This window comes from Bacillus haimaensis, from assembly GCF_048270625.1.
GTDB classification, from domain to species: domain Bacteria; phylum Bacillota; class Bacilli; order Bacillales; family Bacillaceae_I; genus Sutcliffiella_A; species Sutcliffiella_A haimaensis.
In genome coordinates this window covers 3,131,636-3,146,520 of the sequence record NZ_CP158164.1, presented here as the reverse complement: position 1 = coordinate 3,146,520, position 14,885 = coordinate 3,131,636, and the positions used below count along the sequence as shown (strand labels likewise).

General features: G+C 32.4%; 10 protein-coding genes. 5 read left to right on the top strand and 5 right to left on the bottom strand.

Features of this window, described 5'->3' with window-relative positions; translation table 11 throughout:
• Positions 1-8 precede the first annotated feature (8 nt).
• Entirely contained in the window at positions 9-878 is an 870-nt protein-coding gene (locus ABN702_RS16055; RefSeq protein WP_417897780.1) for a DUF4007 family protein, read from the top strand.
• Positions 875-4,195 carry a hypothetical protein gene (locus ABN702_RS16050; RefSeq protein WP_417897779.1) on the top strand — a complete coding sequence of 1,107 codons (3,321 nt, stop codon included), beginning with the start codon at positions 875-877 and terminating at the stop codon, positions 4,193-4,195. The genes ABN702_RS16055 and ABN702_RS16050 overlap by 4 nt, the downstream gene beginning before the upstream one ends.
• 44 nt (positions 4,196-4,239) lie before the next feature.
• Here the strand turns inward: ABN702_RS16050 and ABN702_RS16045 are convergent, their stop codons facing one another.
• The 5 genes from ABN702_RS16045 to ABN702_RS16025 form a co-directional block, all read right to left on the bottom strand.
• Positions 4,240-5,127, bottom strand: a complete 888-nt coding sequence (locus ABN702_RS16045) for a phosphoadenosine phosphosulfate reductase family protein (RefSeq protein WP_417897778.1) — start codon at positions 5,125-5,127, stop codon at positions 4,240-4,242.
• A 78-nt stretch (positions 5,128-5,205) separates the two neighbouring features.
• Positions 5,206-5,724 carry a hypothetical protein gene (locus tag ABN702_RS16040; protein ID WP_417897777.1) on the bottom strand — a complete coding sequence of 173 codons (519 nt, stop codon included), beginning with the start codon at positions 5,722-5,724 and terminating at the stop codon, positions 5,206-5,208.
• Positions 5,725-7,704 (bottom strand): AAA family ATPase, encoded by a 1,980-nt coding sequence (locus ABN702_RS16035; protein WP_417897776.1) that lies wholly within the window; start codon positions 7,702-7,704, stop codon positions 5,725-5,727.
• Positions 7,705-7,715: 11 nt separating this feature from the next.
• Positions 7,716-7,889, bottom strand: coding sequence for a hypothetical protein (locus tag ABN702_RS16030; RefSeq protein WP_417897775.1), 174 nt, complete (start codon positions 7,887-7,889; stop codon positions 7,716-7,718).
• Complete coding sequence (locus tag ABN702_RS16025) at positions 7,870-10,050, bottom strand: DEAD/DEAH box helicase family protein (protein WP_417897774.1); 2,181 nt, start codon at positions 10,048-10,050, stop codon at positions 7,870-7,872. The genes ABN702_RS16030 and ABN702_RS16025 overlap by 20 nt, the downstream gene beginning before the upstream one ends.
• A gap of 528 nt (positions 10,051-10,578) precedes the next feature.
• Between ABN702_RS16025 and ABN702_RS16020 the strand changes: the two genes are divergently transcribed.
• The 3 genes from ABN702_RS16020 (at position 10,579) to ABN702_RS16010 (ending at position 14,879) form a co-directional block, all read left to right on the top strand.
• On the top strand, positions 10,579-10,896 hold the full coding sequence (locus ABN702_RS16020; protein WP_417897773.1) for a hypothetical protein: 318 nt from the start codon (positions 10,579-10,581) through the stop codon (positions 10,894-10,896).
• A gap of 281 nt (positions 10,897-11,177) precedes the next feature.
• Entirely contained in the window at positions 11,178-12,056 is an 879-nt protein-coding gene (locus ABN702_RS16015) for a 3'-5' exonuclease (RefSeq protein ID WP_417897772.1), read from the top strand.
• A 12-nt stretch (positions 12,057-12,068) separates the two neighbouring features.
• A complete protein-coding gene (locus ABN702_RS16010; protein ID WP_417897771.1) occupies positions 12,069-14,879 on the top strand; it encodes a DEAD/DEAH box helicase in 2,811 nt (936 codons plus the stop codon).
• Positions 14,880-14,885: the final 6 nt, after the last annotated feature.

Sequence of the window (14,885 nt, the reverse complement as noted above, 5' to 3'; positions counted from 1 at the left end):
TTTTAAAAATGGGTTTTGGTCAACACCAAACATTTTATTTAAGACAGCATTGGCTAACTAAAGGTTTAACAGAAGTAAACAAAAATTCCCGTTTTTTCTATGAACCTGCGCATTTTGAAGTATTAGGTGTAGGTAAAAATATGGCTAAGTCAATAAGACATTGGTTAAAGGCAACACGACTAATCGAGGAACAACGTACTACCATGACTGAAATTGCTATGACTAATTTAGGAAGAGTTGTATTCCAATTTGACCCATATATTAAAACTAGATATACATTATATATACTGCACTATTTACTAGTCACAGAGAGAAATGAAGCGTCAACTTGGTATTGGTTCTTTAATGTTTTCAACGAACGTGTTTTTACAAAACAAATACTTATAGAAGAATTGGAGCAATGGGTAAAGGAGAACTTTGAAAAAGTTGTGTCTGTTAACTCATTAAAACGAGATGTAGAATGCCTTTTACAACTATATACAGAGAAGGAATATAGAGACAAAACACCTGAAGATGTTATAAAGAGTCCATTTGAGACATTAAATTTAGTAAATCAAACTAGGAGTGCAAATTTTATTAAATCTGAAAAGGATTATTATTTAATAGAAAATGTTTTATATATAGCTTTATTAATTTATTCGGAGAAACATAGAGTAAAAGAAGTAAGTCTGAATGATTTGGTAAATGGTGCAGAATTGTGGGGAAAAGTATTTAATTTAAATCGCGATACCATTATCGAATATTTATTAGAAGTGCAAAAACGCTACCCAGTTATCTTTACAAGAACAAATCGTTTAGATGTAATCAGAATAGATACAGAAACATTGTGGCTAGATGAAATGAAAGCAGCATACGAAAATGAGGTATTTAAATTATGAGTTTCCAACCAAGTATAAATATTATGTACGATATTGGGAAGGTTCAATTATTTGAAAACTATGTTCCTAATATAAAGCAATTAGATATTATGAATCGAATGTTTAAAGATTTAGGTAATACAAAACAACATGCACATTTATTAGTGGGACCATACGGAGCTGGGAAATCCCTAGTCGGTGCAATGGCTACAACTTTACTTACGAAAAATAAAAATAATAAACCAGTAAAGCAATTCTTTCAAGATGTACAAACGGTAAGTCCAGATTTAGAGATGGATTTAAGAGAATCTTTAACAAAACATAAAATAAAGTGGTTGCCTGTAATGATTACCGGTAAAACAGGTGATTTTGAATCAATATTACTTGAAAGTATCCAAAGGACATGCGAAGAAAGTGATATTACATTAACATATAGGAATGATTCAGTTTATATTCAAGAATTGATGGATATTTGGGAGAAGGATTTCCCAGATATTTATGTAAGATTTGAAAGTCATCTAGAAAACTCAAAGTACTCTTTAAAGAATTTTAAGGATGATCTAAAAACTGAATCCGAGGTTCCAATATTGTTATTTAAAGAAATTTATCCTAATATTGCTTTTGGAACTACATATCATAACCCTCATAAAGTAGAGTTTAAAGAACAATTAGAGTATATTTTTGAACAACTTGCTAAGAAAAAAAACGGTTTAGTAATAGTGTTTGATGAATTTGGAAGGTTTCTAAAAACGGTTTCTAAAACGAAAATTCATTCAACAATGCAGAATTTACAGGACTTAGCTGAGTTAGTAAATCGACAATATAATGCCTTTTTGCTAATGATAACACACACTGGTTTACAGCAATATATAAATGGTAATACGAATATAACAAAAAATGAATTAGAAGCGGTAGAGAAGCGCTTTTTAGAGCATCGATTAGAAAGTGATTCTGCTATCTTTTATCGTTCTGCTCACAAGTTACTCAAAAAACCTAAAAAAAATAAACCTGATATATTTTTAACTAAAGATTATGATCAATTACATTATTTTATTATGAAATATAATTTATTTCCTGATATGGCAACTGAAGAAATTGAAGGAACAATCCTTGAGGGTTGTCAGCCAATTCACCCATTAGCAATACAGTTACTCCCATATATCTCAAATTTACTTGGCCAAAATGATCGAACATTATATATGTTTCTAAATGAATTTGAATTAGGAAATGAAGAGGTAACGTGGTATTATGCAGATCGTTTATTCGATTATTTTTATCCGGATGATTCTATGATACTAACTCTCGACTCAATGAAGTTCTATCGGTTAGCCATTAGTTACAATGTATCTGAAGGGGCTTTACGAGTTGTCAAACTGGCTACTTTAATGGATATAATAAATAATCGTTTTGCAATAACTATGGAATTTTTACAGTTTGCATTGGGTATTGATGAAGTTATGGCTAAACAAGTAATTGATGAGCTAGTACATATGAAACTTTTCCGCTTAAACCCATTTACAAAAGCTTATGAGTTATATGAAGGGTCTATAGTAGCATTTGAAGAGGAATATAATTATGTAGAAGAAATGTATACAATAAATGATACAGATAGAATTAGAGCTTTGGAAAGTCTTTTTGGAGATAAGTATTCCATACCTTTAGGTTATAATAATACAAAAAGTATGACTCGTTATATTGAAACACGATTCACCTTTGGTAATCAGCCGTTTGAATTAGGTCCATACCAAGATGGGATGCTCCTATTTGTGATATCACGAAGTCAAAATGAACAAGAGCTAGCAGAAGTGAGTATTAAGAGGTACACAAAAAACGATATATTATTTGGTATTACAAATATTAATTTTGATGATGTAAGTAAGCATATTAATCAATACTTAATATTAAACAAAATGCTCCAAATGCCCGAAATTTTACACAAAGAAGTAAATTTAAAAAAAGAGATTTTAATTCGAATTGAAACAGTTACTTTTGTTATTCAACAAAGTTTACACCCTTTAATGAAATTTAGTAATAATGAGGTAGTTTATTATTGGGTAGGAAAAGAAGTATCATTGAATAACATACATCAATTTGAATCTTTTCTTGATGAATGGATGTTTATTCGTTTTCCATATACACCGGAAATTCGTAATGAAAGTTTCAATAAACATTCTATTATGGGTATTCAACGAAAATCTGCAATAAGTATTTTAAATCAAATTTTGAAACAAAATTTCACTGGTACATTTGAGATTAAAGGAAATGGGCCTGATTATTTAATTTACGCAACTACGTTCAAAAATTTACATTTCAACTTTCATGAAATTGACAATCAACCAATTAGCGAACTTATGGAATTGCGCTTGAGGCTGGTAAAACATTTAGAAAGTTCAAATAGAAATTCAATTTTAAGTTTATTTTCTATAGCTTTATCAGCACCATTTGGAATTCGTGCACCATTAGTTCCCTTACTTGTAATTGCATTACTTAAAGATAAATGGCATCAAATGGCATTTTATTCAAATGATTTCAGTCTCGCTGAAATAAATGCAGAAATACTATATGATATCCTTGATCAGTCAGCTGATTTTTATGAATATCAAATTTACTCATTAGATAATGAGATTTTGGAGATGCTTCAATACTTAAATGAAATTTATTTGGATAGAAAAAATGTAATTTCACCAAATATTTTATTTAATGATATTTATCAGTGGTTACTAGAGTTACCTCGATTTACACAAATTACAAATAAACAACCGGAGGAAGTATTAAAATTTAAACAAATTATTCGTTCCAGCCAAACTGATACCCTAGCGGCAAGTAAAGAAATAAGGGAGTTAAAATATTCTAGAGAACAATATTGCGATTTGAAAAGGTACTTAGAAGATTTCATTGAAAGTTTTAAAAAGCAATTAATAAACGAAACATATGCTGTATTCGGTGGTGTTCAAAATATAGAACAACTTCGAGTTAAGCATGCAGACGCAATTCAAAATTCTCCACAGTTATTAAAGTTAGTTCAGATATTAGAAGATGAACAAAATTTTGACTTATTTATTATTGAAGTGGTTGGAGTTAGATTAGAGGATTGGTCAGATGTTACGTATGATTCATACTTTGCCACATTAACTCAATTATTAACCTTAGTTGATACAGAATTTATTAAAGTAATAGAGGGAGATCAGGTTATTTCAACAATAAAGGAAATGGAATTATCAGTAAAAGGCAGTACGATATACAATCAGTTACACCGGATAGTTACAGCTGGTGGGCGTACCATGAATCAAGATGAAGTGAAATATATTTTATTTCGTATTCTAAAAGAAGTGAAATAAATAATGCAGCTATTCGAATCATCGAATAGCTGCATTTTATAATTCTATGAGTATGAACACACACAAGGAATGGAATCGTCTTTTTCACTAAGATATACCTCTATTCCATCTCGATCCATGAGTTTCCGATATTCACGTAAAGTGAAAGCTTTACTATTACGCTTTAAAATTGAAACGTCTTTATCAAACTTCTCACGGAAACGTTGCTCCATGTCTTCTTGTTCTAAATATTGATTTGGCCAAACTTTATAAAGTAAGGCGTAATGCCCTAAACCGCCACGTACACAGCGTCCAGCACAGTTTGCATGTGAAAACCCTAGTCCATACATACGAGGGAGAGGGATTTTCCATTCATCCCTAATAATTTTCTTTGCATCCAAATCTGCTTTGAAAGTTTCAATCATTGGAAAACGTGTTGCAATAGGTTCTATAGGATTATGCTCATAAAAGTTTTGAAGGTTAATTGCTCGATGTTGTTCATGTGGACCTATACCAAAATACAGAATAGGCTCCATTTTATAAACATCTCGAAGCTCTTCGAGATAAATTAAAGTTTGACGTACTTTTAATTCTTCTGAACACTTAGCCATACGAGAATTTCCTAAGAAGCGTACATCGTAAAATACTTCTTCAGGTGTTCTACCATCTGTGCGATAAGTAATCTCTATACCTATATATTCGGCTACTTCTTCCATAAACCGGTAATTATCAATATCTTCCCATAGCGTATCGGTAAAGAAGAGTATACAATTCTCCTTTCCATACTTTTGTACAATATAGTGCGCTACATAAGCTGATGCAGCACCACCACTGAACATTACTATATGAATGGGCTTACGCTCTCGTGAACTATCTAGCTTTCCAGCGTTCAAAATACTAAGGGCACTAGATTTTTCATTTGTTTTTTTTGTCTTCGCTTTATTTATTGACATAATAGCCCTCCTAGTTTATTTATAGCGGCATATCCAAAGATGATTATGATGAAGAGCCTAATCTAAGCATTAAAGAGATTATTTTATTTCGTACAATATTTCGTCGGCACTTTTATTTGTAAAAGATAGATTCTGCTCTTTAATAAATTCATAAGCATTCTTCATTAAATCTTGTTCAGTAACACCTTTTTCAATGATTTTCTCATAGAGAATTTCGATGCCGCCTAGTACATAGGAACTGTATAACTTCATATTCTCAGCATGTTTCTCACTAACATCATATAGTGAATCATCACGAAAAGCACGATTGATACGATTTTCTAAATCAATTTCTTTTTGATTATCTAAAAGCATAATTAATCGATAAATAAATTCTAATATTGAACTCTCTTTAACTAGTTGTTCAGTATGAATTTGTGTTCTTTTATCTTTATATGCCTCTGATTTGTCAGGTGAGCTTTTTCGATTATACTGAAAACCTACAATAGCAGCATTAATGTATACATCTAAGTGTCTGGAAAAGATATTGTTATCTTTAAGTAAATCCATATATGCTGAATGTTTTCCAGTGATAATAATATTTCTATCGAACAACATTTACTTCACCTCAGTAATTTTGGTATAAATCTCAGATTGTTTATTTAAGTAATACTCTCTTCCAACTTTATTACTTAAGGAATTTTTCGCGTAATTCCAGTCCTTTGCCATAACAATTAGAATTAATTGGTTTGCTACGGTTGGAAGTACTTCGGATATGTTTTTAACATGCTTTTCATCAGCATTAGAAAAAGGCGCATCTAAAATTAATGGGTATGCTTCAGCCTCTTTTTCATAGGCATCGTTTAATTTTTCTTTTGCTAATTCAACTAATCCTGAAATAAACGCAAAGTTTTTTACAGTTTCTAAACCCTGAGATTCATCAGTATGAATGTCTTCTGACAAATCTGTTGTTATTAATTCTACACGAAATTTATCATCTATTGTTACCTTACGTTTACCATGATACATCATAGAGAAATACTTATTTACTTCTTCTTCTAATCTTTCTTTAATTTTGTTTTCACGCTTATCTCGATGATTAGTTACCCATTCAAGTACTTGTTTTGTGTACTCTATATATTTTAATAGTTCATTATTTCTTTCAGATAATCTAATGTTTTTTTCATATGTATCTAGACTATCTTGAATTACTTTCTTTAATTCACCTAGTTCTTGATTTAAGGCAGCAATATCTTCAGTAATTGTTTTTAATTTTGCTTCTAATTCCATTAGTATTTCTTGATGTTTATTAATGTCGTCTTGTTTTTTCAATTCTTCATTCAAGTATTGAATTTCATCTTCCAAATCTCCAATTTTTTGCAAATTGTTAAATATATTTTTATAACTGTTCTCTAAAGGAATAAAGAAGCCACTACCGGCTTTTAATAAAGTTTCTGATTTATCTTTAAAATATTTTAGTAAAGTGCCTATTGATTCAGGTGGTAAATAACGAATCTCTTCTAGAAGATGTTTATGGGCACTATTGCCCTCACAAATTTCAGTACCACAGACACATATACCACGTTCAATAATATCCTTAATTGCATTAGCATTCATATCACGAATTGATTTTTTATCTAATTTTGCACTTGCAAGCTCTTCTAGTGCTCTTTGAAAAAGCGCTTGCCCTAAAAACATAGGTGTGTTATTTTGAATGCTACTATAGAATTGTTCTTGTGCATTTAGTAAAGCAGTTTTTTCGAATTTTATCATTTTGACTTTTGAATCTTTTTGTACTTGTAATTGTTTTGTTTTCTCTAGGCTACGTAAAATCCCTTGTCTTTCAACAACAGCTTTAGAATAACCTTCGAATTCCTTCTTTTTTTGCTCTAGTCTTTCAATAACTGCTTCTTTTCTCTTTTCTGCTAATTCAACACGATTAAAAGCTTCAGTTGCAATTTTATTTCCTTCTAAATTTAAGCCAGCATTAAATTGACCTAAGACGGTATTCGATAATCTAGTTGGACTTCCGATATGTTTGATCATGTTTTCTAAAACGGTAAGGCCTAATATACCTTTTACTGAGCTTGTTACATCTGTTTTTGAAGTGATATTTCCAAACCGTTCTGTATCATATAGAAAATAAATAGCTAAATCTTCTGGAAGAATTTCTCCAATCTTAGCTTGAATTTGATGTGGTGGGATATCATCAGTTTGACCATCCCTCTGTTTATATTTCATTTCAACTTTTGATATAGCATTAGCCTTTACTATGTTTCCTTTAACATAATGTGTAAGAGTCCGTATAATAAAATAATTTACATCCTGATGTTCCAGTTCAATTGATATACGCACTTCTTGATTTTCCTTCGTTGTCAACATTTCTTGAGCTGCTTTTGCATTTAATAAGGAATCCTTACTTTTGAAATTAGCGTTTCCATAAAATCCCCATAAAAATGCTTGTAATATAGTAGTTTTACCACTGGTATTATCACCCAAAACTAATGTTATCTTTTGGCTTTCGTCAGTTGAGAATTCAATACTTTGTTCCCCTTGAAATTGTCTGAAATTATAAAGTGATATTTTTTTAATAATCAAATTTTACACCTCTAGTAATTTTTATTGGTTTCTTCGATGATAATTGAACGGATTTTTTCGCGTATTTCAGCATCGGAAAGTGCTCTTGTTTTGATATTATTTCGTTCTAGTTCAATAATACGCATTTTCATCATTTCTAAATTCTTTTCATAAATATTAATATTTTTAGAAGATATCGGATTCATTTGAATTAATCTCCCCTCTATTTAGATAATAGTAATCTTGAATATTACTAATTAAATCGTCAGCTACAGATGAGTTTTCAGCCACACTTGCAAAATCCTTGATTCTTTCGATTTCTCTTAAAGGTAATGATTTTAAAGATAAAATTTCATCTTCTGATAAATCACTTAGTCGATCAAAAGGAATTGGGAGTGTTATAAAATCAAAAATTTTAGCATATTTTTTCCCTTTATATTTACGAAGTACACGTCCTCTTCGTTGAATATATTCTTTAGGATTAGTACTACTAGCTAAAATAAATGCTGTTTCTATACTAGGTATATTTACGCCTTCATCTAAACAACGAATAGCAACTAATGCCTGCAAAAAATCGCCTTTATCAAAGGATTGTTTTAAGATTTCTCTTTCACTTGCCGATTCTTCAGAAGTGAATTTTGATACTTTCATTTCTAATTTATTTCCTAACAAATCAACTACCACATCTATTTGTCTTTTTTCTTCTTCATCAGTCCTACCTTCTTCATAACTAGGATCTGAAATTGTGGTTGCGCCACAATAAACAAGTATGTGTGAATTATCCCTATAATCATTTATAGCATTTTCTAAAGCCTTTACTTTTTCTGAGGCACCTGCAATAATTTTTGCTCGTTTTAACAAAAGCATTTTTGCGGATTCTGAAAATGTAACTTTTCCGAAACGGTCTTTTTTTATCATTGAGCCGATTTTAGCAGTTAGCTCCTTGTATTCTTTTAATTCTGCATCATTTAGAAAAATAGGGATAGGATAATAATAATATGGTGTTAACATATCATTACGTATTGCCATTTGAAGTGTATATTCTATACAGATGTTGCCAAAGTAATTGAAAAGCGCATTTGTACCTTCTTCATCGTTATGTCTATAGATAGTTGCAGATAATGCTAGTCTGTAATTGGAATTTTCTAAAAGTTTTGAGTTAAGATGATTCGCACCAAAATTGTGCGCTTCATCTACTATCAAAAGTAAATTACGTTTAATAGATCTTAATTGCTGTTGGACAAAGTTGCTACTAAAAGTAGCATTTGTAGTAACTAGACAAAAATGATTTGTGACTTCTAGGTTGTAAGATTCTACAATCGTTTTAAAGCGTTCTTTCCATTTTTTTTGTCTTGAGGCTGAGTGTCCGATAATTGGTTTCATATTAAATAACTGAATATCTTCTACCCATTGATCTACTAAGTGTTGATAAGGACAAACTATAACCACAGCTAATTTATGATTTAGTGTTTTCGCAAGATGCGCAGCAGCAGCTAAACCGGTAACTGTTTTACCTGTACCTGTTGCCATATTAAATATCCCTCGAAATTCGTTTATTTCCCAATTTTCAATTGCTTTGGATTGATACTCACGAATGTTGATACTATTAGGTAAAATTGGTCCATCTATTTTTGTTTTTTCCTCAATTTCCCGATTTAGAAAATAAGCCTCAACTTCATCTATATCAAGCTCTATATCTTCAGTTTTGTACGATTGTAGTTTTTCATAGCAGACTTCAGGGAAATCTATAGTGATAATATTTCTTGCTATATTACTCCAAATGTTGTCAAATGTACGAATCTTTGAATCTACCCGCTCCTTTTCGTATGTCCAGGACCTAAAAACATCGATTGACTCATAATTATGTGAAAATGCATTTGCTGTTTCGTTTAATGAACCAGAGAAAGCAATCAAATTCCCTTCCTCGTCTTCAAGTAACCCTAGTTTGTCGTGAAATATACCGATTCCTTTATTGTTTTCTATGAGGGCTATTTTGATATCTAAAATGCCTTCACTAATTAAATGAGCTAGTAAATTAAGGCGTTTTTTTTCAAAATAATTAAAATCCTTTTCAAATGAATATAATATGTTTCTAGATATTACTTCACCTTTTGTTTTATAACCATATGTTATAGCTTCTATATCTTCATCAGATAACTTAGGTGATGCTATAAGACGTATTTTTCCGTCATTTCTTACTAGTCCGCTTAAGCCTTTAGTTATTTCAATCAAGGCAGTAGATGAAAAAAATCCAACTGCACGGTCATATCTAATTGATTTATTCAGGGTCGGAACATAAAAATCATTTATTATGTTATCTTCAAATGATCTATATTCATTTTTTAAATTTATGTTCTTAAATGACATGAGTTTACACCCTTCAGATATTTGTAATATTTGGATATATTATCTCATATCTAAATACAAATATGGAACATTTTTCTCTGAAAACCTTCTAAATAAATTTCTTTTCGTGAATTTGATTGAATATAAAATTATATTAAGAATTTTATGGAAATAGAAGCGGGGGGGATGGTTCTATGCTTCCTTCTGTCCTAACAAATAAATAATAATTGGTTTAAAGACGGGTTCCTTAAACGCGGCAAAAAAATCCAATACGGGAAAAAAGGCTGGAGTTTGACGAAATATTTAATCAAGCCAGATGCAGATAGTTGGTGATGTAATTGTGAATAAAGCCACCAAAGAGTAATTTAGATATACGTTAATTTTCTATTTCTGGAGAATTCTATAAAGACACTTAACATAAGTAAAATAGTGGATGATATAATAAATCTAGAAGATGCTATATAGCTCTTCTTTTTTTGCTCAAAACAAAAATTAGGTGTTAACCGATAAAAATGTAAGGAAGTAAAAGGAACAGAAAGAGGTTGATTCATGAAAGTCCAGTTAGTGCATATGAGGGATAAGCTTTCGGATGATGACAAGGTAAGTGGGGGGATTGTGGAAAAGATTGTGAAGCAGTCTAAAGCAGATCTTACATTATTAAAACCTTCTAAGGATAAGGACGAGACGATGGTTTTGTCTAAGAAGTTGACGGATTTGGTTCGAAATATGAAAGCTATTGAAGAGGAGAAAGGGATTCATGATTTTTATCTTGGTTTTCCTTTCTTGACGGGAACGCTTCAGAATGGGACTTTTTATTCAGGCTCCGCTTTTCTTATATCCTTTAAGACTGGAGAGAAACATTGTTAATAGTCAAAGGTGGTTAGCGAGACTGGATGAAGGGGAACCCCAACTGAACAGAACGTTATTCCTGGCTTTCAAGAAATACAATAACTTGACCTTTACAGAGGTTTTTTTTGAAAAGGGAGCAGATTTAGCAACAACGCTTGAATATTCTGTTTGGCTTGATTTCTTACAGGAACATGATATCTCCAGTAGTTTTACTCCTAAAGGGATTACTAAACTACAGCAGTACAAGACTGAGGATATCCCTATAGTTGCGAATCTGTCGCTCATGGAAACTGCGGTAATTGGGCATTTCCCTCAGAGAGGCGATCTCTCCTAAAAACGATGCCATCCTCATTGACGATGGCCAGGATTTTGAAGCACGCTATCTTCACCTCGACAGCTTGTTTCTCAACCCTGAAACAAAAGCTCTCCTACTTGTAGAGGATCGTGCTCAAACTATTTATCCAAGAAAACGAAGCTGCCTAAAGGACACAGGGCTTGATTTCCGCGGAAGATCAAAAATCTTAAATATCAATTACCGAAATACTGCTCAAATTGTCAGCTGTGCCTGGGACTTTTTCCAAAAGAATTCTTCCTTGCAAAACAAAGTAGTAGTCAGTGAAACAGAAGGTGTCGAAATCATCTCGCCGAAAAGCACCAAAAGAAAAGGACCAGAACCAGCAATTCTGAAAGCTGATAGTTTTGCAAATGAAATGCAAATCATTGCAAGGCAAATCCAACAGCTCCACAATGTAAAAAAAGTTCCGTATTCAGAGATGCTTATATTATATTGTGTTAAACGAACTCATCAAACAGACATCATCGGCACCATCCAACGGGCGCTCCAAAAAGAAGGCATCCCAGCAACCTGGATCACCAAAAACGAAGCCAGCAAAAGAGCCTTCAACCGTGAAGAAGAAACCGTGAAAATCAGCACCATTGACAGCAGCAAGGGCCTCGACTTCCAAGCAGTCTTCATCGTCAAAGCCGACACCATGCCATTCCCATTAGAAAAAGATAAAGAGCGGGAAGTTTCATTGATGTATATTGGGATGACGAGGGCGAAGGAGTATCTTTGTATATCGTATTCGGGGGAGTCGGAGTTTACGGGTTATTTTGAGGAATGGCAGCGACAGAAAAGGGAAGAAACACAAAAGAGAGTGATAAAGATAAATGAATAGTAGGGGATATGTATGATTGAGGAAAAGCTCATAGTTAACTCAGAAAGAGGTAATCTGTTAACTGAACTAACCAAGTCGATGAGCGAATGCGTTAGTTTTTATTTTAGTGTTGCTTTTATTAACTTTAGTGGTTTACAGCTTTTGTTAGATCCTATTAAGGAAGCAGCTGATCGAGGGGTAAAGGGCAAGATAATTACATCCACTTACTTAAATTTCACGGATGCAAAGGCGTTAGAGAAACTCAAAGAGTTTTGTAATGTAGATCTAAAGGTGTTTGTTACAGATAAGGAATTAGGATTTCATACAAAAGCATATATCTTTGAGTATTCTGATAGTTATAAAGTAATCATAGGCTCGTCCAATATTACGCAGAGTGCCCTTAAAAGCAACATAGAATGGAATGTAGAAATCATCTCTAAACACGATGCAAATTTTATAAAAGATGTACTTAAAGAATATGACTATCTGTGGAACACAAGCGTGGATGCTGATGCAGACTTTATAAAAAGGTATGAAGATTTTTTAAAGAACATTCAAGGTAGTGGTTGGAGAAAGCAGCTTATCTATGAGAATAGTGAGTATATTGTACCGAATAGAATGCAGAAAAAAGCAACAGAAAACCTTGAACGTCTTAGATACTACGGAGAGAAGAAGGCTCTAGTTATTGCTGCAACTGGGACAGGGAAAACATATATGTCTGCATTCGATGTGAAGAGATTTAAACCAAAAAAACTTCTGTTTGTCGTTCATCGTGAAGAAATTTTGAGAAAAGCCAAGGAAACCTTCGAAAAGTTGTTACCTAATGAGGGATATACCTTTGGGTTATTAACAGGAAATCAAAAACAAAAAAATGTGGACTTTGTCTTTTCTACGAATTTATCTATTAATAACTGTTTATATGAGTTTGATAGAGAGGAGTTTGACTACATCATTATTGATGAAGCACATCATGCCACAAGTTCTACCTATCAAAGAATTCTTGAGTATTTTAATCCGAAATTCACTCTTGGGATGACGGCAACCCCTGAAAGAAGTGATAGTTATAATGTGTTTGATCTGTTTGATAACAACGTTGCTCTTGAAGTTAGATTACATGATGCACTAGAGGACGAATTGGTTATTCCGTTTCATTACTTTGGCATAACAGATATAGACGCTGTAGACCTTAGTGATGTATCCATAGATAATATTGCAGAAGTAACCAAACGCCTGAAGGTTAATGAAAGGGTAGATTTCATTATTGAGAAGATGAATTTTTACGATTTCGATGGTGAAAAGCGTAAATGTTTAGGTTTCTGTGCAAGTATCGAACATGCAAGGTATATGTCTGATGAGTTCAACAATAGAGGTTTTAAAAGTGTTTATTTATATGGAGAAGACTCATCTGAAAAGCGGACTCAATATATTAATAGATTAGAAAATGATCAGGATGAGTTGGAATTTATTTTTACAGTAGATATTTTTAACGAAGGAGTCGATATTCCTTCGGTTAATACCGTCCTAATGCTACGGCCAACTAACTCTCCCATTATTTTCATTCAGCAACTGGGACGTGGATTGCGGAAACATGCAAACAAAAACTTCTTAACCGTACTAGACTTCATCGGTAATCATAATAAAACATTTCTTATCGCTTTAGCGTTAAATGGTAGTAGGTATTATGACAAAGAAAGTTTGAAGGTAGCGATAGCAACAGGGTTTGCAAATATCCCTGGGTGTACCCATATACAAATGGACAAAATATCTCAGGAAAGAATCCTTGCTCAAATAGATCAAGAAAACTTTAATTCATTAAAATACTTAAAAGAAGAGTATTATGAATTTAAACAAATGAACCAAGGAAGAATTCCATATCTATTAATAGATTATTTGAAGTTTGACGGTGCACCAGATCCAACAAAGTTTATCTCTAAAGAAAAATCTTATCTCCATTTCTTGGCTAAGGTTGAAAAAGAAGAGGAGTTAAAGAGATTATTATCATATGAACCTTTCGAGGCTATCATTAAAGAACTTTCTAGTAAGCTACCGTTAAAGAGAGTGTACGACTTTGCTATTATAAAATATTTACTAGACCATGATGAAATAAATCTTCAACAAGCGAAAAATGAAATCCTAAAGTTAGTTAAGCATGTGGATGAGGATAGTATTATCCATGCATTTGAATTTTTAAATCAGGATTATTATGATCGTCTGCAAGTAGTGAATATCCCTAAGATTTTCTCCTATCAAAATGGGTTAGTAGTGAAGACAGAGCTTCTCAATAACATTCTGCAAAATGATGTGTTTAGGCAGTATATTGAAGATATTGTTAGCTATGGAATCTTCCGATATGAAAGAGAGTATAGGGAAGAGTATTATGGGGTGCCTCACTTTAAACTCTATGAGCAATATCAAATGGTGGATGCGGCATTACTATCAAATTATCGAAAAACCCATAGCTCATTTAGAGGTTCGGGACTAGTGGTAAACGGAAAGGAATTTTTCTTGTATATTGATCTTCATAAAGAAGAAAACATCAAAGACAGTATCAACTATAAAGATAAATTCATAGATCCAGGCCACTTTCAATGGCAATCTGTCAACAATACCTCTCAGCACACAGAAAGAGGGCAGGACTTAGTCCGTAATAAGCAAAGAGGTGTGAATCTTCACCTGTTTGTGAGAAAATATAAAGAAATAGATAGGGGAAAGACTGAACCATATATTTATATCGGGAAGGGTAATTCCATTAAGTACGAAGGAAACAAACCTATTACGGTTCTCTTAGAACTGGAACACCAGATCCCACCAGTCTTATATACAGAGTTAACAGAAAAAGTGTAGTCAATT